This is a genomic window from Devosia marina, from assembly GCF_009758415.1.
Classification (GTDB): Bacteria; Pseudomonadota; Alphaproteobacteria; order Rhizobiales; family Devosiaceae; genus Devosia; species Devosia marina.
The window spans coordinates 490,526-514,762 of sequence record NZ_WQRF01000001.1; the positions used below are offsets into that span (position 1 = coordinate 490,526).

At 61.7% G+C, this 24,237-nt stretch carries 18 protein-coding genes; 16 read left to right on the forward strand and 2 right to left on the reverse strand.

All coding sequences use genetic code 11. The features are described 5' to 3' along the window. Window positions 1-165 precede the first annotated feature (165 nt). The 14 genes from GO014_RS02270 to GO014_RS02335 all read left to right on the forward strand — a co-directional run bounded on the left by GO014_RS02270 (window position 166) and on the right by GO014_RS02335 (window position 18,867). Window positions 166-1,113, forward strand: a complete 948-nt coding sequence (locus GO014_RS02270) for an ABC transporter permease (RefSeq protein WP_157288951.1) — start codon at window positions 166-168, stop codon at window positions 1,111-1,113. Then, window positions 1,110-2,894 carry a dipeptide/oligopeptide/nickel ABC transporter permease/ATP-binding protein gene (locus tag GO014_RS02275; protein ID WP_157288952.1) on the forward strand — a complete coding sequence of 595 codons (1,785 nt, stop codon included), beginning with the start codon at window positions 1,110-1,112 and terminating at the stop codon, window positions 2,892-2,894. The genes GO014_RS02270 and GO014_RS02275 overlap by 4 nt, the downstream gene beginning before the upstream one ends. Then, window positions 2,891-3,697: an ATP-binding cassette domain-containing protein gene (locus tag GO014_RS02280; protein WP_157288953.1), complete on the forward strand. Its 807-nt coding sequence runs from the start codon at window positions 2,891-2,893 to the stop codon at window positions 3,695-3,697. Before GO014_RS02275 ends, GO014_RS02280 begins: the two co-directional genes overlap by 4 nt. Next, window positions 3,694-4,497: a FadR/GntR family transcriptional regulator gene (locus GO014_RS02285; protein ID WP_157288954.1), complete on the forward strand. Its 804-nt coding sequence runs from the start codon at window positions 3,694-3,696 to the stop codon at window positions 4,495-4,497. The genes GO014_RS02280 and GO014_RS02285 overlap by 4 nt, the downstream gene beginning before the upstream one ends. Beyond that, window positions 4,494-5,531 carry an osmoprotectant NAGGN system M42 family peptidase gene (locus GO014_RS02290; RefSeq protein WP_157288955.1) on the forward strand — a complete coding sequence of 346 codons (1,038 nt, stop codon included), beginning with the start codon at window positions 4,494-4,496 and terminating at the stop codon, window positions 5,529-5,531. The genes GO014_RS02285 and GO014_RS02290 overlap by 4 nt, the downstream gene beginning before the upstream one ends. Before the next feature lie 340 nt (window positions 5,532-5,871). Continuing rightward, window positions 5,872-7,800 carry an ABC transporter substrate-binding protein gene (locus GO014_RS02295; RefSeq protein ID WP_157288956.1) on the forward strand — a complete coding sequence of 643 codons (1,929 nt, stop codon included), beginning with the start codon at window positions 5,872-5,874 and terminating at the stop codon, window positions 7,798-7,800. Window positions 7,801-7,884: 84 nt separating this feature from the next. Beyond that, complete coding sequence (locus tag GO014_RS02300; RefSeq protein WP_157288957.1) at window positions 7,885-9,993, forward strand: alpha-amylase family protein; 2,109 nt, start codon at window positions 7,885-7,887, stop codon at window positions 9,991-9,993. Between the two features lie 21 nt (window positions 9,994-10,014). Next, window positions 10,015-11,001, forward strand: coding sequence for an ABC transporter permease (locus tag GO014_RS02305; protein WP_116590457.1), 987 nt, complete (start codon window positions 10,015-10,017; stop codon window positions 10,999-11,001). Beyond that, a complete protein-coding gene (locus GO014_RS02310) occupies window positions 11,001-12,176 on the forward strand; it encodes an ABC transporter permease (RefSeq protein ID WP_157288958.1) in 1,176 nt (391 codons plus the stop codon). Before GO014_RS02305 ends, GO014_RS02310 begins: the two co-directional genes overlap by 1 nt. 3 nt (window positions 12,177-12,179) lie before the next feature. After that, entirely contained in the window at window positions 12,180-13,913 is a 1,734-nt protein-coding gene (locus GO014_RS02315) for an ABC transporter ATP-binding protein (protein ID WP_246204355.1), read from the forward strand. A gap of 12 nt (window positions 13,914-13,925) precedes the next feature. After that, window positions 13,926-14,711, forward strand: a complete 786-nt coding sequence (gene hyi, locus GO014_RS02320) for a hydroxypyruvate isomerase (RefSeq protein ID WP_343030715.1) — start codon at window positions 13,926-13,928, stop codon at window positions 14,709-14,711. Between the two features lie 3 nt (window positions 14,712-14,714). Next, window positions 14,715-15,590 carry a 2-hydroxy-3-oxopropionate reductase gene (locus tag GO014_RS02325; RefSeq protein ID WP_157288959.1) on the forward strand — a complete coding sequence of 292 codons (876 nt, stop codon included), beginning with the start codon at window positions 14,715-14,717 and terminating at the stop codon, window positions 15,588-15,590. A 72-nt stretch (window positions 15,591-15,662) separates the two neighbouring features. Next, window positions 15,663-17,780 carry a beta-galactosidase gene (locus GO014_RS02330; RefSeq protein ID WP_157288960.1) on the forward strand — a complete coding sequence of 706 codons (2,118 nt, stop codon included), beginning with the start codon at window positions 15,663-15,665 and terminating at the stop codon, window positions 17,778-17,780. 79 nt (window positions 17,781-17,859) lie between these two features. After that, window positions 17,860-18,867 (forward strand): LacI family DNA-binding transcriptional regulator, encoded by a 1,008-nt coding sequence (locus GO014_RS02335; RefSeq protein ID WP_157288961.1) that lies wholly within the window; start codon window positions 17,860-17,862, stop codon window positions 18,865-18,867. 68 nt (window positions 18,868-18,935) lie between these two features. Here the strand turns inward: GO014_RS02335 and GO014_RS02340 are convergent, their stop codons facing one another. Beyond that, on the reverse strand, window positions 18,936-20,327 hold the full coding sequence (locus GO014_RS02340; protein ID WP_157288962.1) for an FAD-containing oxidoreductase: 1,392 nt from the start codon (window positions 20,325-20,327) through the stop codon (window positions 18,936-18,938). Window positions 20,328-20,391: 64 nt separating this feature from the next. Further along, complete coding sequence (locus GO014_RS02345) at window positions 20,392-21,552, reverse strand: LysR family transcriptional regulator (protein WP_179952908.1); 1,161 nt, start codon at window positions 21,550-21,552, stop codon at window positions 20,392-20,394. A 128-nt stretch (window positions 21,553-21,680) separates the two neighbouring features. Here GO014_RS02345 and GO014_RS02350 point away from each other — a divergent pair, with 128 nt between their 5' ends. Together GO014_RS02350 and osmF are read left to right on the forward strand one after the other, a co-directional pair. After that, a complete protein-coding gene (locus GO014_RS02350; protein WP_343030716.1) occupies window positions 21,681-23,264 on the forward strand; it encodes an aromatic amino acid lyase in 1,584 nt (527 codons plus the stop codon). A gap of 55 nt (window positions 23,265-23,319) precedes the next feature. Further along, window positions 23,320-24,231 carry a glycine betaine ABC transporter substrate-binding protein OsmF gene (gene osmF / locus GO014_RS02355; protein ID WP_157288965.1) on the forward strand — a complete coding sequence of 304 codons (912 nt, stop codon included), beginning with the start codon at window positions 23,320-23,322 and terminating at the stop codon, window positions 24,229-24,231. Window positions 24,232-24,237 lie beyond the last annotated feature (6 nt).

Consider the following 24,237-nt stretch of genomic DNA (forward strand, 5'->3'; position numbering starts at 1 on the left):
GGCGCCCTCCTCATCCGGCTCTTTGGGCCCCTCTCCCCGGGAGGGAGAAGGACAGGCTCAGCGCCTGGCATTTATGCCTCTCCCGATCGGGGAGAGGTGGCCGGAACCTGGCGCAGGTCGGTGAGGGGGATGCCACGACGCCCCGCAGCGCGAGGAGGACCAGAGATGACCGCCTATATCGGCAAGCGCCTATTGGCCGCGATCCCGGTGATCCTGGGATTGTCGATCATCGTCTTTCTGGTGATGAAGCTCATCCCCGGCGATCCGGCTCAGGCGCTGCTCGGCGCCTATGCCACGCCGGAAAATGTCGAACGCATCAATCGGGTCCTGGGCCTGGATCGCTCCTGGCCCGAGCAATATCTGATCTGGGTCGGCAATCTGCTGCAGGGTGACTTCGGCCGTTCCTACATTCTCAACCGTCCGGTCCTGGACGAAGTGCTGGACCGCTTCGCCGCCACGCTCATTCTGGCCGGGGCTTCGCTGCTCATCTGTTCGGTGCTGGGCATTCTGGCCGGCATCGTCTCGGCAGTCCGCCAGTTTGGCTGGACCGACCGCATCGTCACCTTTTTCGTGCTGATCGGCATTTCCATGCCGGCCTTTTTTCTCGGGCTGGTGCTGATCCTGCTCTTCGCCGTGCATTGGCGGCTGCTGCCCGCCTCGGGCATGTATGCCGTCTATGGCGGCGGCGACCTGCCCGACCTGCTGCGCCATCTCATTCTTCCCGCCGGTACACTGGCCATTGTCGCCACTGGCGTCGTGGCGCGCCTCACCCGCGCGGCCATGCTCGAAGTGCTGCGCCAGGATTTCATCCGCACCGCCCGCGCCAAGGGGCTGAGCGAAAACGCGGTGATCTACCGCCACGCCTTCCGGGCTGCGCTGGTCTCGATCATTCCGGTGATCGGCATTCAGACCGGCTTCGTGCTCGGCGGCGCCGTCTATATCGAAACTGTGTTCCAGTGGCCGGGTCTGGGGCAGATGCTGGTCAAGGCGGTCTCCACCCGCGACCTGCTGCTGGTGCAGGGCGGCGTGCTTGTTGCCGCCACCCTCTATGTGCTCATCAACCTTCTGGCCGACGTCGCCCAGGCCATGCTCGATCCGAGGCTCAAGGCATGACCGATATGACCCTGTCCACGCCCGAACCCCGCAAGCGCCGCAGCAACTGGCAGTTGCTGATGGCCAATCGCCTCGCGGCGGCGGGCCTCTTCCTGTTCGGTTTCATCGTCATTTTGGCCGTGCTGGCGCCGGTGCTGCCGCTGCCCAATCCCGACATCACCGACCAGCCCAATCGTCTGCTGCCGCCCCTCGCCGACGGGCATCTGCTCGGCACCGACCATCTGGGCCGCGATATCCTCTCCCGGTTGATCTGGGGCACGCAGGTGTCGCTGATCGTGGGGGTCAGCGCCACGGCGCTTGCGGCCATTTTCGGATCGTTGATCGGGCTGGTGGCCGGCTATGCACGCGGAGCGACCGACAGCATCTTGATGCGCTTTGTCGATATGCTCATGGCCTTCCCCTATATCCTGCTTGCCATCGCAATCGTGGCGGCGCTGGGGCCGGGCCTGCTCAATGCGCTCTACGCCATTGCCATCGTCAATATCCCGTTCTTCGCCCGCAATATCCGCGGCGTAACGGTCTCGATCCGCAATCGTGAATTCGTCGATGCGGCGCGCCTCTCCGGCAAGAGCCATCCGGCAATTCTCTTCACCGAAGTGCTGCCCAATGTGCTGCCGGTGATCGTTATCACCATGTCCACCACAGTGGGCTGGATGATCCTCGAGACCGCGGGCCTCTCCTTCCTTGGCCTGGGCGCCCAGCCCCCGACTTCGGATCTCGGCTCGATGCTCGGTCAGGCCCGCGCACAGCTCTTCACCGCCCCCCATGCTTCGATCATCCCCGGTATCATGATCTTCCTGTTGGTGATGAGCATCAACCTGCTTGGCGATGGCATTCGGGACGTGCTCGACCCGCGCCTGCGCTCCGGGGCGCTGGATCGCCCCATGCCGGTGACCAAGATCGCGCGCAGGACCAAACCCGCCGCCACGCTCGAAGACGCGCCGGCGCTGGTCGTCGACAACCTCTCGACCGGCTTTGATGACGGCAAGGCCATCACGCCTGCCGTGCGCGATATCAGCTTCCGCCTCGGCAAGGGCGAATGCCTCGGATTGATCGGGGAAAGTGGCTCGGGCAAATCGGTGACTGCGCTTTCACTGATGGGCCTGGTGGCCTCGCCCCCCGGCGTCATCACCGCTGGCGGCGTCTATGTCGGGGGCAGGGAAGTGCTCTGCCTGCGCGAACAGGAATTGATCGGCCTGCGTGGCGGCCGCGTCGCCTATGTCTTCCAGGACCCGCTGACCACGCTCCATCCTCTGTTCCGCGTCGGCGAACAGATCGCCGAGGCCATTCTGGTGCATGAAAGCGTGGGCAAGTCCGAAGCGCATCGCCGCGCCATCGAATTGATGGACACCGTGGGTATTCGTGACGCCCGAAGCCGCGCCAGCGCCTATCCGCATGAACTCTCGGGCGGCCAGCGCCAGCGCATTGGTATTGCCATGGCGCTGGCCAACGACCCCGACATCATCATTGCCGACGAACCCACGACCGCGCTCGACGTCACGGTCCAGGCCCGCATTCTCGAACTGCTGCAGAACCTGCGCCGGGAACGGGGCTTGGCGCTCCTGCTCATCACCCATGATTTCGGCGTCGTCGCCCAGGTCTGCGACCGCGTCGCGGTGATGAAGAATGGCGAAATTGTCGAGCAGGGCGAGACCGGCGCTGTGCTGCGCGATCCGCAACATGACTACACCAAGCGCCTGATCGCCTGCGTACCCGAACTAGGGGAAGGGCAGGCCTTCCTCGACCGCGTGCGCCCTCTCTTTGTGGAGGCCCGGACATGAGCGACAATGCTGTCGAAATGCGCGACCTGGTCAAGACCTTTGGCGGCGGGCGCCGCCTGTTCGGGCGCAAGGCCAGTGAGGTCCACGCCGTAAAGGGCATTTCCCTCGATCTGCAACGCGGCGAGACCCTGGGCATTGTCGGGGAAAGCGGCTCGGGAAAGTCCACCCTGGCCCGCATGCTGGTGGGGCTGGAAGCCCCCACCTCGGGCACCATGCAGATCGACGGCAAACCTTGGGCCGAGCTGGCCGCTACCGGCTCCCGCGCCTTTGGCCGCACCATTCAGTATGTGTTTCAGGACCCGGTGGCCTCGCTCAATCCGCGCAAGACCATCGGCGAGATTCTCGACGTGCCGTTGCGCCTGCTTTGCGGCTATGACGCCGGCAAGCGCGCCAGCCGCAAGAAGGATCTTGTCGACGCGGTGCAGATGCCGCTCGATACGCTTGAGCGCTTCCCGCACGAGTTTTCCGGCGGTCAGGCCCAGCGCATTGCCATTGCCCGGGCCCTCGCGGCCGAGGCGCGGATCCTGGTGCTGGACGAACCGGTTAGCGCGCTCGATGTGTCGGTTCAGGCCCAGGTTCTACTCCTGCTCCAGCAATTGCGCGACGATCTGGGGTTGTCCTACCTGTTCATCAGCCACGACCTTGCGGTGGTCGAATCGATTTCCGATCGTGTCGCGGTCATGTATCTGGGTGAGGTGGTGGAGGTTGGCCCCGCTGCCCGCCTCTTTGCCGCCCCGCAGCATGATTACACGCGGGCGCTCATCGCCAGCGCCCCGCGCCTGACTTCACCGGATATGGCATGAACGAGATCGACCCGGCGCTGACCGACCTGCCCCGCCGCAAGCGGACCGACGAGATTGTCGATGCCATCAAGCGCATGATTGTCGAGCACGGGCTGGCCCCCGGCGACCGCCTGCCGCAGGAACGCGACCTCATCACCCAGTTCGCCGCCAGCAAGGGCACGGTTCGTGAAGCGCTCAAGGCGCTCGAGGTGCAGGGGCTGATCTCGGTGCGCACGGGGCCAGGCGGCGGCGCCTTTATCGAGCGGATGTCGGAAGGGCGGGCTATGAGCCTGCTGTCCAATTTCCTGTTCGCCAAGAACCTCTCGATTGCCAATATCTATGAGATGCGCAAGGCGCTCGAACCGCTGGTGGCCGCCAGCGCCACCCCGCATATCGACGAAGCCGGATTGAAACGGCTCGAAGCCATCATCTCGGTCTATGACCATGAACCCGCCGATGCGACCGAACGTTGGAACCAGCGCATGGCCGAGCTCGATTTCCATGGCGTGGTGGCCGAATATGCCGACAATCCCATCCTTGCCTTCACCTGCCGGTTCCTGCAGCGCCTGCTCAAGGATCTGGCGATTGCCCAGGATATCTATGTCCAGCCCGAACCGGTGCTGCGCCAGTCCGGCATCGAGCATCAGCGCGATCTGATCGCGGCCATGCGCCGCCGCGATGCCGATGCCGCCGCTGCGATCCTGGCCGAGCACATGGCCGAGGCCGAACAGCACATGCTGGGTTTGCAGGCCAGGCTGATGGATCGGTTCCTGAGCGAAGATGCCACCCCGCGCCGGGTGAAAAGGCGCCGTATCCCATGATCGATACCGATCATCTGCGCGATTGCCTGCTCGAACTGCTACAGACCCCCAGCCCCGTCGGCATGACAGGCCGGGCCGTGTCGCTGGTCGATGGCTGGCTGCGCGAGCTGGGGTTCGTACCGAAATACACCCGCCGCGGCGTGCTCTATGTCGAGGTTGGCGACGGTGCGCCGCGCCGGGCGCTGGCAGCCCATCTCGATACGCTCGGCGCCATGGTCACCGAACTCAAGCCCAATGGCCGGCTGGCCCTGCGCAATACCGGCACTTGGGCGGCCCGCTTTGCCGAAGGCGCGCGGGTCACAGTGTTCTCCGACCACGCAACCCATCGCGGCACCATTCTGCCGCTCAAGGCCTCGGGGCATCGCTTCAATACTGCAGTCGACACCCAGCCGGCCGATTGGGACAATCTCGAAATCCGCATCGATGCCGTGTTGCCCGACAAGGCCGCGCTTGTCGCTGCCGGGTTCAATATCGGCGACATGGTCGCCATCGATGCCCAGCCTGAGATCGTCGACGGGTTCATCGTCTCCCGCCATCTCGACGACAAGGCGGGCTGTGCCACGCTGCTCGCCGTGCTCAAATCCATTGCCGATGGTCACACCAGGGTGGCAACGCCATTCCAGGCCATGTTCACCATTGCCGAGGAGACCGGTATTGGAGGCACCCACGGGTTCGGCCCCGAGGTGGAGGAATTGCTCGCCATCGACAATGCGGTCACCGCGCCGAACCAGGCCAGCCGTGATGATGCGGTGACCATCGCCATGCGCGACCGGCAAGGCCCGTTCGATGAGCGGATGACCCGACGGATGCTGGCGCTCTGCGCCGAGCATGACATCCCCCATGTCCGCGATACCTTCCGCCACTATCGCTCCGATAGCGCCGCGGCGGTCGAGGCGGGATGGGACATCCGGGTGGGGCTGGTGTGCTTTTCGCTCGACAGTTCGCATGGCTGGGAGCGCACGCATATGGAATCACTGGAGGCCTTGGCGCAATTGTTGCGGGCCTATGTCGGATCGAGGATAGATCGCCGCTGAACGCCCGCAATCAGCACACGCTTTTTCTTTCGGGCTCGCGTCTTCGCGCCTACGACCATGCAATAGTTGCACACTAAGCCGAATATTCCGACCGACCGCGATGTCGGAGACAGCGCAGCCCCGTTTCGAGTTTGTCAGAGCAAGGCGGCGTTACTTGTCTGGTGTTTAGCCACAATCTCGGGCCTTCGCAGCGCCAGGCCGCTTAGCCAGCCTGCAGGGCCAGGATATGCGCCTCCCTGAAGAACCCACGCGTCTTAAACATAACACTTTACCTAACAATTTTCATTAGAGTAGCCTTTGGTTAGCTAGAAAACAAAGAAGTTAGCTAACGGAGGGGAAGATGAGTCATATTAGCCGCAGGGCATTCATCGCGGCGTCGACCGCGTTTGCTGGGTCGCTCCTGATGTCAGGACTGGCGCGTGGTCAGTCCACGCCGGAGTCCGCTTTTCTGCAGGCCGAGGTCGATTCCGGGGCATTGCCGCCTGTCGCCGAGCGCCTGCCGGTTAACCCGCTGGTGATTACTCCGCTGGAGCGGGCAGGGCAGCAAGGCGGCGACTGGCAGCATGCGCTGGTGGGCGGGGGATCGCTCTCGATGCTGGTGCGATACCAGGGTTATGAACCGTTGGTCCGCTTTGATCCGGAATGGACCGGAGTCATTCCCAATGTGGCCGAAAGCTACGAAGTGAGCGCGGATTCAACAGAATACACCATCAAGCTGCGCGAGGGGCATAAATGGTCCGATGGCCAGCCCTATACAACTGCCGATATCCAGTTCTGGTACGATGCCTATTTCACCGATGAGCAGACCAATCTTGGGCCCCAGTCATTCTGGGCGGTGGACGGCGAAAAGGCCGTTCTTGAAGTGATCGACGAGACGACCTTCAAGGTCCGCTTCGCTGGCCCGAACGGCTTCTTCCTGCAGCAGCTTGCATGGGCTCAGAACGATCAACTCACCCGCTGCCCCAAGCATTATCTCGAGCAGTTCCATATCCGTTACAATCCGGATGCCGACAAGCTGGCGCAGGAGGCCGGGATGGAAAGCTGGATCGCGCTTTTCCAGCGCGAGGTCGGCTTCCAGGATGACAATACCTTCTTCCAGAACGCCAATCGTCCAACCCTGAACGCCTGGTATTTCACCGAGGCGCCAGGGCAGAACACCGAAATATCGGTGGCTGTGCGCAATCCATTCTACTTCAAGGTCGACACGCAAGGCACACAACTGCCTTACTTCGATCGCGTGGTCTATCAGATGGTCGCAGACCCCGAAGTGCTGCTGCTCAAGACTTTGCAGGGCGAAATCGACTTGATGGATCAGTACATCGCGACGCCTGCCAATAGGCCGACCCTGTTTGATGGCATGGAAAGCGGCGATTACGGCTTCTACACCCTCAGGGAGACGGCTGCGAACGTCATGGTGTTCCAGCTCAATCTCAACCATACCGATGCAACCAAGAACGAGTTGTTCAATACGGTCGAATTCCGCCAGGCGATGTCGCTTGCGGTAGATCGCCAGGCACTGATTGACGCAGTGTTTATCGGGCAGGGCAGCCCGGCACAGGCCTCGATCATTGAAGGCGATCCGCTTTACAATGAGCGCCTTGCCAAGGACTTCACCGAGTTCGATCCGGCACGGGCCAATGAGATGCTCGATGCCATCGTGCCGGAAAAGGACGGGGAGGGCTACCGCCTCGACAAGGAAGGTCGCCGCCTGTCGATCATCTTCGAGATCGATCAGAGCCGGACAACCTTCCTGGACATGTTCGAGCTGGCCATTCCCATGTTCCGCCAGGTGGGGCTGGATGTGCAAATGCGCACAATGGATCGATCGCTCTGGGAAGAACGGGTGCGGCGCGGTCGTGCCTTCGACGCCACGGCGCACCAGTTCGGCGCCAATTCTGGTCTCGCGGCCATGCTGGACGCGCGGTACTTTGTGCCGTTAAACGCCAATTCCCTCTATGCTCCCGGGTGGTCGCTCTACTTCACCCAGCCGGATAATCCTGACTCAATTGAGCCACCACCTGCCGTCAAGGCGCAACAAGATCTCTACCGTGAACTGACCGGCACAGGCGATGCGGCCCGGCAGCAAGAGATCATGGCGCAAATCCTTGAAAATGCTGCGGATCTGTTCATGACCTTCGGCGTCAGCCTGCCGGCCGATGGCTACGGCATCGTCAAGAACGACATGGTCAACGTGATGCAGTCCATGCCGAACTCGTTCGGCTGGCCGACGCCCGGACCTGCTCGACCCGAGCAGTTCTTCAAGGGCTAGCCAGCCGTTACTCCGCGTCCTCTCGACGCTGGCGCCGACCTCACGGGGTCGGCGCTCCTCTAAACTCGCACCCAAAAGATTGCCATGCTCGACGCTGCACCCAAATCGACCGATCACCTGCGCACTCCGGACTGGTACCGGACGGCTACGCGCTGGACCCAGTTGACGCTGGCGGAAGACGATCCAATCCGTTTCGACCCGGCCTTTTGGGTGGACGTGTTCAAGCGGACGCAATCCAACGCCACGTGTATCAGTGCGGGCGGCTATGTGGCCTATTATCCAAGCAAGGTCCCGCTGCACTATGTCAGCAAATTCCTCGGCGATACCGACCCGTTTGGGGCACTTGTCGAGGGCGCACGGCAGCTCGATATGCACGTTATGGCTCGCGTCGATCCGCACGCCATCCATCAGGATGCCGCAGATGCCCATCCAGAGTGGGTGATGGTGGATCGGGCCGGCAATCGCATGCGGCACTGGGCTTTTCCGGATGTGTGGGTTACCTGCGCCTATTCGGATTACAACTTCAAGTTCATGCCCGAGGTGCTGCGGGAGATCACCGCGAACTACGACATCGACGCCATTTTCGCCAACCGCTGGCAGGGCCACGGGGTGTGCTATTGCGACGCTTGCCGCACCGATTTCAGGGCTGCATCGGGGCATGAGCTACCATTGACCAATAGTCTCGATGACCCGGCCTGGCTGGCTTGGGGTGCATGGCGCCGCAGCAAGCTCAGCCGGCTCGTGGTTGAATGGGACGAGGCGATGAAGGCCATCAAGCCCCATACCAGCTTCATTCCGAACATGGGTTCGGTTTCGCTGATGGAATTCGACCTGCCGATAATCGAGAAATACTGTCCGTTCCTCTGCGTGGACGATCAGGGCAGACAGGGGACCGAACCGGTCTGGATGAGCGGCCGGAACGGCAAGCGCATGCGCGCCACTTTCCGCGATCGTCCGGCCATTCTCATCACGTCTATCGGCCCGGAGGAGGCTCATCGCTGGAAGGATGCGGTCACGCTCGGTCCCGAGATCCAGGCCTGGATCGATAGCGGCACCACACAGGGCCTGTTGTCCTGGTTCACCAAATTTAATGGCGTCGTCCCCGATGAGCGCTGGATTGCGCCAGTGGCCGACAGTTTCGCCCTGCACGCCCGGCTCGAGCCCGCATTGGCCGAAACAGTCCCGACGGCGGAGATCGCCATTCTAGATCCCACGACCACTCTCAGACATTACGATCACGCCTCGCGCCGTGAGGCCGAGGCCCATGACCTTGGATTCTACCAGGCGCTGGTCGAGGCGCGGCTGCCATTCGAAATGCTTTCTGATGCCGCTATGACACCGGAGCGGATGGACCAGTACAAGGTTCTGATCCTGGCCAACTCGACCTGCCTTTCCCAAGAGCAGGCAGAGGCGATCAAGGCCTATGTGTCGCGTGGCGGGTCGCTGGTCGTGGCGCATGAAACGGGCACACGGACGCCAGGCAATGAGGCACGCCAAAATCCGCTGCTGGCTGACCTGCTGGGTTACACGGTCACTCGCCCCGTGCGCGGACCGGTCAAGAACACCTATGTAGCACTCAATGGCGAGCATCCGATCACCCGGGGCTTTGATGGGGCGGCCCGTATCATGGGCGGAACGCAACTGATCGGCGTGGACGCCGCACCAGACACCGTCCATCCCTTTCTTTATGTACCGGACTTCCCTGATCTGCCAATGGAGGAGGTCTATCCGCGCCAGGCGCCCCAAGGTGCAGCCGTGATTGCGCGCGAGCATGAAGGCGGCGGGCGCACAGTCTATATTCCGTGGAATATCGGGGCGATCTTCTGGGAAGTCCTGGCGGGCGATCATGCGCGGCTGATCGCCAACAGCGTTCATTGGGCGCTCGGCAAGAGACCCGATGTCGAACTCGAGGGCAGGGGCGTGGTCGACCTGTCGGTGCGTGAAGGCGAGGGGACACTGCTGGTCCTTATCAACAACCTTACAAATCCGATGATGATGAAGGGACCGATCCGCGAGGTCTATCCGATCGGGCCGCTCACGGTCTCAGTTCGCGTCCCTGAAGGCCGTTCCCTTCGTCGGGCTCGTCGCGCCGCGAGTGGGGACGAGCTTGAATTCACGCTTGCCGAAGGCCGCGTTCGTGTCAGCATCGCACAATTGTCGAGCCTGGACGCGATTCAGTTCGACTGGAGCTGATGCGGGCGGGAGGAGACGCTCATGTTGCGCTATGTCATCAAACGGATCCTGTACATGATCCCGACATTGTTCGGGCTGTCGCTGATCGCGTTCATGATTATCCAGCTGCCGCCTGGCGACTATGTGACCTCAATGATCGCGTCCATGCAGGACTCGGGGGCCAATGTTGACCCCCGTCAGGTCGAGCGGCTGCGCGAGATATACGGCTTTAATGACCCGATCTGGGTGCAGTATTTCAAGTGGATCAGCGGCATTCTGCTGCGCGGCGATTTTGGCTATTCCTTTGAGTGGAACCGGCCGGTTGCCGAGCTGATCTGGGAGCGCATGGGCTCGACGCTGGCGATTTCCATCGCCTCGCTGCTTTTCGTCTGGGCGGTGGCCCTGCCAATCGGCATCTATTCGGCGGTGCGCCGTCACACCGTCGGCGATTATTTCTTTACCTTGGTGGGCTTCGTCGGCCTCGCCGTGCCCAATTTCATCTTGGCGCTGGCGCTGATGTACTTCAGCTACCGTTATTTCGGCCAGAGCGTGGGTGGCTTGTTCTCGCCCGAATATGTCGAAGCGCCCTGGAGCTGGGGCAAATTCGTGGACCTTCTGGGCCATCTGTGGATACCGATCATTGTCATCGGCACATCGGGAACGGCTGCCCTGATCCGGGTGTTGCGCGCTAACCTGTCGGACGAGTTGCACAAGCCCTACGTGATCACCGCCAAGGCAAAAGGTCTGCCGGGCTACAAGGTGGTGCTGAAGTATCCGGTGCGGATCGCGCTGAATCCATTCGTGTCAGCTATCGGCTGGGTGCTACCGGAACTGATTTCAGGCGTGACCATCACCGCCATTGTACTCAACCTGCCCACCGCCGGGCCGCTACTGCTGCGCTCCCTGATTAGCCAGGACATGTACTTGGCAGGCAGTTTCATCCTGCTCATGGGGGTGCTCACCCTGATCGGCATGCTGGTGTCCGACCTGCTGCTCGCCCTTCTCGATCCTCGAATCCGGTTCACATGATGACAGTTCATACCTTCATCGACGAGGAGCCCGAAACCGGGCCATCGACCACGCCGCTCAAGCCCAGCAAGGCGACAAGCGATATGGGCGATGCAAACCAGTGGACGCTGATCTGGTACAAATTCTCGCGCAACAAGCTGGCGGTGGTTTCCGGTTTCGTTATCCTGTTCTTCTGCCTCGTGGGGCTGTTTGCAGAAGTGCTGGCGCCGTCCGTGCCGGATGCGTCGCGTCCGCAATTCACCAATGCACCGCCGCAGAACCTGGGCTTTTTCGTCACCGATGCGGACGGCTCCAGCCGCTTTCAGCTTCATGTGACCGGCTACACCATGGAAGTCGATCCCGCCTCCCTGCGCCGCAGCTACGTTGTCGATCCTGAGCAGATCGTTCCGGTCGGGCTGTTCGTCCAAGGCGCACCCTACAAAATGTGGGGGCTGTTTGACGCCAATATTCATCTGTTGGGGCCCGTCAACCACGACGACACGATGTATCTGCTTGGCACCGACCGGCTCGGGCGCGATCTGCTGAGCCGGCTGATCCATGGCACCCGCATCTCCATGTCGATCGGTCTGGTCGGGGTCAGCATAAGCCTCGTGCTCGGAGTGATATTGGGGGCGCTGTCCGGCTTCTATGGCGGGGTGGTCGACACCGTGATCCAGCGCGTCATCGAGGTCATTTCCTCAATGCCCACCATTCCCCTCTGGCTCGGTCTGGCGGCGGCCATCCCCCTCACCTGGTCGCCATTAATGGTCTATTTCATTATTACTCTGATCGTGTCGCTTTTTGGCTGGACGGGCCTGGCGCGCGAGGTGCGCGGCCGGTTCTTCGCACTGCGCGGAGAAGACTTTGTCACCGCAGCCAAGCTTGACGGATCGAGCGAGCGGCGCGTCATATTCCGACACATCCTGCCATCGCTCACCAGCCACATCCTGGCAGTCGTGACGCTGGCGCTGCCAACCATGATCGTGGCCGAAACGGCGCTGAGTTTCCTTGGCATCGGCCTCAAGGCGCCAATCGTGTCTTGGGGCGTCCTGCTGCAGGAAGCGCAGAACGTGCGCACCATCGCCAATGCGTCCTGGCAACTCGTCTGGCCGGCAGGGGCCGTTGTCGTGACCGTGTTGGCCTATAACTTTCTTGGTGACGGTCTCCGCGATGCCGCCGACCCCTATGAGGCCTGATCCATGCTGACCAGTCCGGAAATGACCGCCAGAACCGCTGATCTCGACGAGGATGTTGTCCTTGAGGTCCAGGATCTCAGTCTCGACTTCCGCTTGCGCACCGAAGTCTTGCACGCTGCCCGCAACGTTAACCTCAAGCTGCGCCGGGGCAAGACGCTGTGCCTGGTCGGCGAGAGCGGCTCGGGCAAGAGCGTCACGGCGCGGGCGCTCATGCATATTATCGACCGCAACGGCGCGATTGCCGGTGGCCGCATCCTGCTCAAGGACCAGAAGGGCGACATCGACATCGCCACACTGGATGAACGCGGCAAAGAGCTGCTCTCGATCCGTGGCGGCCGCATAGGACTGATCTTTCAGGAACCGATGAGCTCGCTGTCACCGGTTCACACCATTGGCAGCCAGATCATCGAGGCGGTTCGGCTGCACAGCAGGATGAACAAGTCCGAGGCGCGCGAGCGCACCATCGACTTGCTGCGGCAGGTGGAAATCCCAAATCCCGACAAGATGGTGGACCGCTACACGTTCGAGTTTTCCGGCGGTATGCGTCAGCGTGCCATGATCGCGATGGCTCTTGCTTCTGACCCTGACATTCTGATCGCCGACGAACCGACGACCGCGCTCGATGTCACGACGCAGGCTGAAATACTCGACCTCATCAAGAGGCTGCAGGAAAGCCGCAGCATGGCCATGCTGCTAATCACCCATGACATGGGGGTGGTCGCCGAGGTCGCGGATGAAGTGGCGGTCATGCATTTCGGGCGCATTGTCGAGTTCGGCAGTGTCGATGAGATCTTCTACACGCCCAAGCACGCCTATACCCAGCGCCTGCTGGATTCGACCGTAAAGCTGGAACAGAACCGCCGCGCGGCGACGCGAGTGGAAACGCCTGTGGGCCAAGAGATTATCCTTTCTGCTCGCAATTTGACCAAGGTGTATGGTGCGACAAAGGGCTGGCTCGGAGGCAAAAGTTTCGCGCTCAAGGCTGTCGACGATGTCAGCTTCGATCTACGCGCCGGAGAAAATCTGGGTATTGTGGGCGAAAGCGGGTCGGGCAAGACTACGCTGGGGCGGATGCTGCTGCGCACGGTTGAGCCGACCTCAGGCGATGTCACCTTCTTTGGGCAGGAGGCCCCGGTTGAGGTCACTGGACTGAGCAAGCGGGGACTGCGCGATTTTCATCGCCAGGTTCGGCTCGTTTTTCAGGATCCGTTCGCTTCGCTCAACCCGCGCATGACCGTTCGCGACATAGTTGGTGACCCCCTCGTGGTGGCCAGCACACTAAGTGGCAAGGCGCTGGACGACCGGGTGGCCGAATTGCTTGAGCTTGTGGGTCTGGACCCCGCAATGCGCGAGCGATATCCGCATGCGTTCTCTGGGGGACAGCGGCAACGCATCGGCATTGCGCGGGCGCTGGCGCTGGATCCACGGATTATCATCGCCGATGAAGCCACGGCGGCGCTCGACGTCTCGATCCGCGCGCAAATTCTGGACCTGCTGTTGTCGATCCAGAAGCGGCTCGACCTCAGCTTCATCTTCATCTCCCACGATATCTCAGTAGTCCGTTATTTCTGTGACCGGGTCGCGGTGATGCATCGCGGCAAACTGGTTGAGCTGGGAACGGCCGAACAGATCTGTACCGCACCTCGTGAGGCCTACACCAAGAGCCTGATCTCGGCGGTGCCCAACCCTGATCCGCGCAACAAGCGGATGATGCATCGCACCCGGTTCCGTGCCTAGAAGGATTATCTCGTGCCAAGATTTGCCGCCAATCTATCGTTTTTGTACCAGGAAGTCCCCCTTATCGAACGCATCGCCAAAGCCGCCGCAGACGGCTTCGGAGCCGTCGAATATGTTTCGCCATACGAACTGGACAAGCACGAAATCGCGGACGCTCTGGGCCAGGCCGGTGTCGGCCAGGCCCTATTCAACCTTCCTGCCGGGGATTGGGCTGCGGGTGAACGTGGCATTGCCTGCCTTCCCGATCGCATCGAAGAATTCCGGGCCGGTCTGGATAAGGCCGTGAGCTATGCCCGGACGTTGAATTGCCCGATGGTCAATTGCCTGGCCGGGCTTGCTCCGGAAGGAGCGGATGCAGCACTGCTGGACCGGACGTTGGCGGATAATCTTGCTTATGCGGCACCGCGTCTCGCCGATGCAGGCATCGCGCTGGTTTTTGAACCGATCAATCGCCGCGACATGCCGCGTTATCATGTGTCCACGACAAATCATGCCGAGACGATCATGGCCATGGCCGGCGTGGATAACCTCAAGATTCAGTATGATTTCTACCACATGCAGATTTCGCAGGGGGATCTGGTCCCCACATTCGAACGCCTGTTCGACCGGATCGGTCATGTGCAGATCGCTGACAACCCGGGCCGCAACGAGCCTGGCACCGGTGAAATCAATTATGGCTTTGTGCTCGCTGCGCTCGACCGGCTGGGATACGCCGGTTGGGTGGGCTGCGAATACAAACCGGCGACAACCACAAGTGCGGGCCTGGACTGGATGGCTCCCTATCGGAAGGAGGGTTGATCGATGAAGATCGGCTTTATCGGACTGGGCGTCATGGGGCGCCCCATGGCCGGTCATTTGCTGGCCGCTGGACACGAACTGCTTGTACATCGCGTCAAGCCGGCGTCACAACATCTGGTCGACGCCGGTGCTGTGGCCAAGGAAAGTCCGCGGGCAGTGGCAGAGGCCGCTGACGTGGTTATCCTCATGGTGCCGGACACGCCCGACGTCGAAGCGGTGCTGTTTGGCCCCGAGGGCGTCGCGGAGGGTCTTTCCAAGGGCGATCTTGTCATTGACATGAGCTCGATATCCCCGGTGGCGACGAAAGACTTTGCGGCAAGACTGGCGGCAATTGGCGTGGATTATCTTGATGCTCCTGTCTCAGGAGGAGAGGTGGGCGCCAGGAACGCCGCGCTCACGATCATGGTGGGTGGCAAGGAGGAGATCTTTGACCGCGCGCTGCCCCTGTTCCAGCTCATGGGCAAAAACATAAATCGTGTCGGCGGTGTCGGCGATGGGCAGACGGCCAAGGTTGCGAACCAGATTATTGTGGCTCTGACCATCGAGGCAGTCGCCGAAGCGCTGACCTTTGCCAAGCAGGCCGGCGCCGATCCGGCCAAGGTGCGCGAGGCGCTGATGGGTGGGTTTGCCTCCTCTCGCATACTCGAACTGCATGGCGAGCGCATGATCCAGCGCACATTCGACCCTGGGTTCCGCATCCGCCTGCATCGTAAGGACCTTGCCCTGGCACTTGACGCTGCCAGAACGCTGGAGGTGGCGCTGCCCAATACTGCCTCGACCGCTCAACTGATGAATGCCGCACTCGCATTGGGTGACGGCGATAAGGATCACTCGGGACTCATCCGCACTCTTGAGGCGCTGGCCGGCGCCAAGGGCTGAGCCATTCACATCACTGGAGCCAGCATCGGCGTTCTCACGCCGGACGGTATCCTATTGCCTGGAGACAGAATAATGCCGCTTGATAAGCTTCCCCAGACGCCATTTGGTGCGGTCTATTTCCGCAAGTCCAACCCGCCGCGCGAAGATTGGGACAGGGACTATGGCGTGGCCTCGGAGGACGGCCTCAATGTCTTCCGCCACTGGTTCATGTGGTCGGCGATCGAACGCAAGCCGGGTCAGTATGACTGGGAGGATTATGACCGTCAGATGGATCTGGCCGCCAAGAGCGGCATGAAGACCATTATTGCCGAGCTGACCCATACGGTTCCAGACTGGGCCTATCGCAAGTTCGCGCACGCCAGACAGATCCGGTCCGACGGGCGCCCGTTGGAGGCTTCCATGGGGGTCAGTGCCGCGGTCGGAGGGTTTGCGCACAATGGCGGCGGGGCAGGGTCGCTCACAATGAACTGCCCGGAGGTCAAAGAAGCGGCCGGCGCATTCCTGACGGCATTGGCGACCCGATACAAGGGGCATCCCGGACTTCTGGGTTACGATGTCTGGAACGAGGTCAACTATTCGGCCGATGTCGATTTCTCAGATTACATGCAGGCCGATTTCCGCCTGTGGCTGAAGGAAAAATATGGTGATCTCGAATCCCTGGCGGAGGCTTGGTATCGCTATTCCTATGCCGACTGGGACGACATCGAGGCGCCGCGGGAAGTGGCTGCCTATCCGCAGAACCTGGATTGGCTCGAATTCAAGCGCGACAATTACTATGGCCAGATGCAGTGGCGCATCGATACGATCCGGTCAGTCGATCAGGATTGCCTGATTGCGGCGCATGGCGTGGGCGGGGCCATTCCCAATATGGCCTCGAACGGTGCCGACGACTGGTTGGCCGCGTCCAAGGTTGAGCTTTACGGGCTCACATGGGTGCCGGGTCGCCGTGGCTTCAAGCCGTGGCAGAACTTCTTCGGTCCCGATCTGACTCGCGCGGCGGCGCGGGGCAAGAAATGGTGGCATGCCGAGCGTCCCGGCGGTCCGCTGTGGATGCAGCCCCAGGTACTTGGCCGGGACAAGGATGACGCGCGGGTCATGGAACCCGAAGACATCCGGCTGTTGACCATGACCTCCTTCGCCGCCGGGGCGACCGGGGTGCTCAATCTGCGCTATCGCCCTCTGCTGGACGGTCCGCTATTCGGCGCCTTCGGGTCCTATGGCATGGATGGCAGCCGCACAAAACGCTCCGACATGGCCAGCACCATCGCCAAGTGGTCTAACGCACCGGAGCAACAGGACCTGTTTTCGGCCCGGCCGGTCAAAGGAGATATCGGGATCCTCGTTATTCCCGAGGCGCAGGCCTGGGACTACCTGCTCAATCACAAGCACTGCCCGGAAACCTATCGACAAGCCATGTGGGGCGCCTATCGCGGCTTTTTCGACAATGGTGTGCAGGCCGATTGGGTGCATGTCGACGACATTGCCGACTATGACGTGCTCTATGCGCCTTATCCAATCAGCATGACCAGCCAGACGGCCAAGGCTCTTGCCGATTGGGTCGCAGCGGGCGGGACCCTGATATCGGAAGCGACGCCAGGCTATTTCGGCGACCGCGGCAAGGTCGGCACGGTTCAGCCCAATAATGGGCTGGATGCCGTGTTCGGCGCGCGGGAGGCCGAGGTCGAGTTCATGCCCGATATCGGCGATCGCATCACCTTCTCCTTTGCCGGGGTGACTGTTCGGGGCGGCGGATTCCTGCAGTCTTACGTACCAACGAGCGGACGTGTTCTGGGCAATTTCTCCGATGGTCGCGCCGCCATTGTTGAAAACAGCTTCGGTTCCGGCCGGAGTTTGCTGGTCGGCACGCATCCGGGTGTCGGCTATTTCACCAAGAGCGAGGCGGGCAATCTGAGCTACTTCGCTGAGGTGCTGGGATGGGCGGGACGCGCGCAGCGGGTCAAGCTATCGGACAACCGGCTGCAAGCCCGCCTGCACCAGGACGAGAATGGGCGAAAGGTTCTCTGGCTGCTCAATCCCACGCGCCAGGCCTTGCCAGTCAGTGTTCTGGTCGATGGCAGGCAGTTTTCACCTGGGCGGATCTATTGGGGCCAACCAAGCGAAGCCGGTCTGGGCGGCCAGATTAGCCTGCCGCCACGGGACTGCATAATTGCTTCTTGCTCACAGATGTAACCTAACGCGATCAGTGTGAGTTATGTTGCGTTATGATGAAAGGATGTCTATCAGCAGTTAGGTTTTCAGGAGAGCACTTTTGGCACGTGTCACACTCGCCACGATAGCGAAGCAGACTGGCTTTTCCAAGTTCGCCGTATCCAGGGCGCTTTCGGGCAAGAGCGGTGTCAGCGAAGAAACACGCGTGATTGTGCAACAGGCTGCGGCTGATCTGGGCTATCTGCGTCCAGTCAGCGCGGAGACACCCAATCTGCTGGGCATTGTTTTCCACGATGCCGACCTTGTGAACTCCGAGCTGCATCTATTGATACAGACCGGCTTTCAGGCCGAGGCCCAGCGCCGCGGCTATCAGGCGCGCATGATCTGGACCCATCTGGTCGACGAGATTGAAGCATTTGCGCTCAACTGCGCCGGAGTCGCCATGGTTGGACCGCATATGCGCGAGAGCATGTACAAGGTGAAGGGGCTGGGCATTCCACTGGTGCGCAATGGTTGGATAGAACCGCTTGAGACCTTTGACATGGTACACGGGACCGACCACGAAGCCGGTGCGGCGGTTGCCAAATACCTTCTAGATCTTGGTCATCGCAGGATCGCCTATGTGCATGGCGCGCCGCATTATCGGGGCCGCCGGGAGCGGTTCTACGGACTGCGCGAGGTGCTGGAAATGCACCCGGACGTGCAGCTGCGGCAGATGACATTCGATGCGGAATATCAGTTCCTCGACCGCTTGCGCGAGATTCAGGAAGAGGGGTTTGAACCCACCGCTTATTTCTGTGCGCATGACGGGCTGGCGCTGACCGCCATGTCACAATTGATGCATCTGGGCTACCGCATCCCGCAGGATGTCACCGTCATCGGATTCGGTGACTTCTCTGCTGCAACGCAGATCACCCCCAACCTGACGACGGTAAAGACGCTTGGGCAGGAGATCGGGGCAGGGCTCGCGCGACTACTAGACGACAGGGTTCACGACCGCAGCAATCCTGCGGTTCCGCTGCGAATCATGGTCACCGGACATTTGGTAGAACGCCATTCATCCGGACCGGCGCCTATCCGTGCGGTTGACGGAGCCTCCGGGCGGTAGGCGCGGGGCTTTAGCTGGGCCTGGTGGCGACTGAAGTTCGCGTCGCGCCAATCGGCCGCTGGAAGCTCTCACGGTTCGTGCATTGCAGCGGGTGCCAGTTCGCCCGCAATGGTTGGGACCAATTCTGCGACCGTTGGATGGATGTGCATTGTGTTGGTGAGCGCATCCACCTTCGCCCCCATCTGGATCATGTCCAGGATGGAATGGATCGCTTCATCTCCCCCCGGCCCGAATATTGCGCCACCCAGGATTGCGCGGGTTTCAGCGTCGACGACAATCTTCATCAGGCCCTGCGTTTCACCCTTTTCGACGGCGCGGCCCACCCGCGTCATCGGGCGTTTGCCGATCAGGACCTTGTGGCCATTCGCAAGGGCCTGGGCTTCCGACAGCCCGGTCCGGCCCAATGGCGGATCAATGTAGAGACCGTAGCTCATGACGCGGTCCGAGACCTTGCGGTCGCCGCCATCGAGCAGGTTGGACGCGACAATTTCAAAGTCATTATACGAGGTGTGGGTGAAGGCGCCTTTCCCGTTGCAGTCTCCCAGGGCCCATATGCCGGGGATGTTGGTTTCCAAGCGATCATTGACCCGAACAAAGCCGCGCTTGTCGCTTTCCACCCGCGTTTGCTCGAGACCCAGATCGTCGGTATTTGGCTGGCGGCCGACCGCGAGCAGGATGTGGGAACAGGCGATTTCGGGTTCGCCGGTGGTGCAATCCACCCCCACCACGGGCCCGGTCTCCGAGCGCGAAAAGTGGATACACTCGGCATTGGTCCGCACCGCAATGCCTTCTGCTTCCAGAACGTCGCGGATCGCCTCAGAGATTTCCGGATCCTCCTTGCCGGCCAGATGCGGGCCGCGCTCGATGATGGTCACGCGAGATCCGAAGCGCCGGAACATTTGCGCAAACTCGAGCCCGATATAGCCACCGCCGACAATCGCCAGATGCTGAGGACGTTCCTTCAGCCAGAACAGGTCCGAATTGGTTAGCGCCTCGACCTGATCGAGACCGGGGATATCGGGAATGGCGGCACGCGCGCCGACATTGAGAAAGATCTGATCGGCCTCATAGCTGTCGCCGCCCACGCTGATGCGCTTGGGTCCCGTAAAGCGCGCATGACCGCGCACAAGCGTCAACCCGACCATGCCATCGAGCCAGCTTTCCACGCTGCTGCGGGACTTTTCGCTGATCGCCATGGCCCGGCGCAGCACCGCATTGAAGTCAACTTCTGGGGTCGCACCGATGCTGACCCCGTATTCTTTCGCATGGGCAACCGAATGCGCGATCTTTGCGCTGGCCACCAAGGCCTTGGTTGGCGTGCAACCCGTGTTGACGCAGGTGCCATCCACCTGTTCGCGCTCGATCAGCGCCACGGTTTGGCCCGCCGCCGTCAATCGCGCGGCCAAGGGCGGACCGGCTTGACCCGCTCCGATGATGATCGCGTCAAAGGTCTTCGTCATGGCACATGGTCCCCTTATCCGGCGGCTCTTACAGAGCCGCGCTGCGTTGTCATTGCAGGCACAATCAGGGGGGCGCATGCATGGTTGCACGCCTGATCGTATCAAGAACCGCTATTCCGGCGGCTGAACGCCCCGCAGATCTGAGCCAGCAAAGCCAGTATTGCATGTCAAATGTCGACGGCAGAGGGATGCTGTGCAAGTCCGGGCGGATCGAGGCGACTGACGCCAAGGGCAGCACGGACGCGAAGCCGTAATGCAGCACCAGGTTGAGAATGACCGGGATCGAGTCGATCTCAACCAAGGTCAGCCGGTTCCTTTCGGTGTCGTCGAACGTCATGTCCAGCAGCGTGTCGATGCGCAGTCGCAGCCCGCTCCGTGGACTGGGCAAGGCAATCGGCCGGTCCTGCAACGCGGCCGCAATATCGTTGCCCTTGGCTCCCACGACCGCCAGTCCCGACGCCGCTATGGGCGCGCCTTCGAGATCCTCGGGCAATGTCTCGGTATCCAGGAGGACGACGTCGAAAGCACCGCTTTTAAGTCCCCGCAGCAGCTCCTCGGCCGTGGTGGAACTGATGAACAGCGGTTGCCGGGGGTGGGAGGCCGCCCAACCCGCCGTCAACTTTGCCAATTGCCGGGCGATCTCGCTTTCGTAGCCAAGCGGCATGATCGAGCCCAGCCTCACGGTCGTCTGGGCGCGACGAAACCGATCCTCTGAGGTTCTCGATATCTGACCCCAGAGCTGCAACAACCGGCTGCAATCGTCCCAGACCCGGCGGCCCGTTTCCGTCAACACCGTGCCGCCGGGGCCCCGCTCGAGCAGCTTGTGCCCAAGGGCGGTTTCGAGATGAGCCAACTGCCTGGACAATTGCGGCTGTCCCAGCATCAAGGCCCGCGCTGCCTGCCGGATGCTGCCCCGTTCGGCCACCTCGACAAATCGTCCCAGCGCTTGCAGTCTCACCGGAGATGGGAAAGGATCGGTCCCGGCGGCGTAGAGGCAACGTGCCAGGCGGGCCGCTTCGGCGATTGACGGGGCGAGACGATTGGCCTCAAGGGTAAAAGCCAGTCCCGAGCCGGCCCGTTGGCAGAGACTGATCGAAAGCGCGCTTTCGCAGCGCGCCAAAGCGGCGGCGATGCTCGCTGCCGGGCGTCCCGAATGCCGCGCTGCGCCGCGCAGACTACGCTGGTGCAGAACAATATCGACCAGAAGCAAGGTCGAAGTGTCCATCTCGATGCCTCTTTGTTGAGCACATAGTCGACGTGCCCACAGATAGAACATAGCCTGTTCAGCTTTTGGGATATCCCATGGTTCAAGATTTTCCAATAGCGTCGTCCTTGCAAGGAGACCCGGACGACGTGAACGCGCAAATCGCCATACCGACCGAAACAATCCGGCTTGAAGGCAAGCCGCTCAGCTTTGCTGATTTTGTCCGGATTGGTTCGCGCAGCGCGTTGATCGTGCCGGATGCCGCAGCGCTTGAGCGTGTGCACAAGGCCCGCCAGGTCATGGAAGAAGCCATCAATTCCGGGCAGCCGGTCTATGGGGCCACCACTGGCGTGGGGGCAATGAAAGATGTTTCCTGGTCAGACGACGATCTTGATGCCTTCAGTACCGGCCTGGTACGCGCCCACCACTTCGGCACGGGCAATGCCTTTCCGCTTGAAGTCGTCCGCAACGCCTTGGCGATCCGGATCAATATGGCCCTGACCGGACGCGTCGGTTGCACACCGGAGCTGGTTTCGGCCTTTCAAAGGCTGCTTGAGGCGGACGTCATCCCGGTCGTGCGCCGCACCGGCTCCATCGGTTGCGCCGATATTGGATTGATGGGTCAGATCGGCGCCGTCTTGACCGGGGTCGGCGAGGCCTATCATTCAGGCGAACGCCTGCCCGCTGCCGAAGCCATGGCGCGCGCCGGCCTCAAGCCGTTCAAGCTGGCCCCGCGCGACAGCCTCGCCTCGGTCTCCACCAATGCCGTCGGCTACGCGGCCGCCATCCGAGCCATCCGTCAGGCCGCTACCACGGTGCGCGTTCTGCTGGCCACCGGCCTGACCACGGCCGGAGCGCTGGGCGCCTCCCGCGACCCCTGGAAAGCGGTGGCCCATGTCGGGACCGAGCGGGAAGCCGGCGTCGGGGCCTGGCTCTATTTCAACGCCATGGGCTGGGACTGGCCCACGGGCACCCATGTCCAGGACCCGCTCTCGATCCGCATGATGAGCCAGGTCTTCGCCACCGCCTTCGAGAGTCTTACGGTCGCCGGCCGCACGGTTCTGGCGGCCACAGGCCGCACTGATGACAATCCGGTGGTCGCTGGCGGTCAGGTGCTTACCTCAGGCGGCTCGCTGCCGCTCGATGTCACGGTGTTCCTGCAGACCGCCCAACTGGCGCTGGCCCATGTCGCCCGCAATTCCTTCAATCGTTGCGTACTGCTGGGCAATGGCGGCCGGCGCGATCTGCCGGTCAACCTTGTAACGCCGGGGGCAATCGCAACCGGGTTCGGACCGGTCATCAAGCTGGCGGGCGAACTGTTCGTGCGCTGCCTGTCGCTTTCCAACGCGATCTCCGCGCAGTCTCTCGTTGTTGCCAATGGTCTTGAGGATGAGGCGGCCTTTCTCCCGTTGGTCGTCGAGCGGTTCGAACGTCAGGCCGGGGCGCTGCGCCGCCTTGCAGCCCTTGAGGGCCTGCTCGCTGCCCAGGCGATGGATATTTCGGGGGACAATCCGGGCAATGTGCCGGGTATGGTCTATGAGCTGGTGCGCCGGCACGCGGCCTTCTACCGCGAGGACCGCCCCCTCTCGGCCGAAGTCGAGGCGGTGGAAGCCGCTCTGGCGTCCGATGACTTTGTTGGCGAACTGATTTCACATTCCGCCATTATGGAGTTGGACGAGTATTTTGCACTCGGCCCACAGACGGGGACTGAAACAACCACTGTCATGAACTGACAGTGCTCACAGGGTAGGGACAGCCGGAAGCTTCCGGCTCACAAAGGAGAGAGTCATGCGCCTAACGAAAACGCTGATGGGTGCGGCCACCGCGCTCGCATTGACCATGACGGCCGCGCAGGCACAGGTGGTCGTATCGTCCAAGATCGACACTGAGGGCGGTGTCCTTGGTAACATCATCAAGCAGATGCTCGAAGCCAACGAAATTCCGGTCGAAGACCGGATCCAGCTCGGCGGCACGCCGATCGTGCGCGAAGCCATCACCGCGGGCGAAATCGACATTTATCCCGAATACACCGGCAACGCGGCCTTCTTCTTCGAACGGGCCGACGATCCGCTCTGGAACAATGCCCAGTCGGCTTACGAGGAAGCCAAGAAGCTCGATTACGACGCCAACCAGATCGTCTGGCTGACCCCGTCGCCCGCCAACAACACTTGGGCCGTGGCCATCCGACAGGATGTAGCCGAGGCCAATGGCCTGGATACCTTCACCCAGTTCGGCGAATATGTTGCCAGTGATGGCGAAGTGGTGCTGGCAGCTTCTGCCGAGTTCGTGAACTCGCCTGCCGCCTTGCCCAAATTCCAGGAAGTCTATGGCTTCACCCTCTCGCCCGACCAGTTGATCACCCTTTCGGGTGGCGACACCGCGGCCACCATCGCGGCAGCGGCCCAGGGCACCAATGGCGCCAACGCCGCCATGGTCTACGGCACCGATGGCGGTATCGCCCCTTCGGGCCTCAAGGTTCTCGAGGACGATAAGGGCGTGCAGCCGGTTTATCAGCCCGCCCCGATCATTCGTGAGGAAGTGCTCAACCAATACCCGCAGATTGAGGAACTTCTGGCGCCGGTCTTCGAGGCCCTGACGCTCGAAACCCTGCAGGAGCTCAATGGTCGGGTGCAGGTTGGCGGCGAGGCAGCGTCCAGCGTGGCCACCGATTTCCTGACAACCAACGGCTTTCTGAGCTGAGCCGTC

Excerpts from the sequence above, each read along its gene's own strand:
- GO014_RS02270 (WP_157288951.1), top strand. The coding sequence starts at position 166 with ATGACCGCCTATATCGGCAAGCGCCTATTGGCCGCGATCCCGGTGATC.
- GO014_RS02340 (WP_157288962.1), bottom strand. The coding sequence starts at position 20,327 with ATGACGAAGACCTTTGACGCGATCATCATCGGAGCGGGTCAAGCCGGT.
- GO014_RS02285 (WP_157288954.1), top strand. The coding sequence starts at position 3,694 with ATGAACGAGATCGACCCGGCGCTGACCGACCTGCCCCGCCGCAAGCGG.
- GO014_RS02315 (WP_246204355.1), top strand. The coding sequence starts at position 12,180 with ATGCTGACCAGTCCGGAAATGACCGCCAGAACCGCTGATCTCGACGAG.
- GO014_RS02275 (WP_157288952.1), top strand. The coding sequence starts at position 1,110 with ATGACCGATATGACCCTGTCCACGCCCGAACCCCGCAAGCGCCGCAGC.
- GO014_RS02295 (WP_157288956.1), top strand. The coding sequence starts at position 5,872 with ATGAGTCATATTAGCCGCAGGGCATTCATCGCGGCGTCGACCGCGTTT.
- GO014_RS02300 (WP_157288957.1), top strand. The coding sequence starts at position 7,885 with ATGCTCGACGCTGCACCCAAATCGACCGATCACCTGCGCACTCCGGAC.
- GO014_RS02280 (WP_157288953.1), top strand. The coding sequence starts at position 2,891 with ATGAGCGACAATGCTGTCGAAATGCGCGACCTGGTCAAGACCTTTGGC.
- GO014_RS02290 (WP_157288955.1), top strand. The coding sequence starts at position 4,494 with ATGATCGATACCGATCATCTGCGCGATTGCCTGCTCGAACTGCTACAG.
- GO014_RS02345 (WP_179952908.1), bottom strand. The coding sequence starts at position 21,552 with ATGGACACTTCGACCTTGCTTCTGGTCGATATTGTTCTGCACCAGCGT.
- GO014_RS02310 (WP_157288958.1), top strand. The coding sequence starts at position 11,001 with ATGACAGTTCATACCTTCATCGACGAGGAGCCCGAAACCGGGCCATCG.
- GO014_RS02325 (WP_157288959.1), top strand. The coding sequence starts at position 14,715 with ATGAAGATCGGCTTTATCGGACTGGGCGTCATGGGGCGCCCCATGGCC.
- GO014_RS02305 (WP_116590457.1), top strand. The coding sequence starts at position 10,015 with ATGTTGCGCTATGTCATCAAACGGATCCTGTACATGATCCCGACATTG.
- GO014_RS02330 (WP_157288960.1), top strand. The coding sequence starts at position 15,663 with ATGCCGCTTGATAAGCTTCCCCAGACGCCATTTGGTGCGGTCTATTTC.
- osmF (WP_157288965.1), top strand. The coding sequence starts at position 23,320 with ATGCGCCTAACGAAAACGCTGATGGGTGCGGCCACCGCGCTCGCATTG.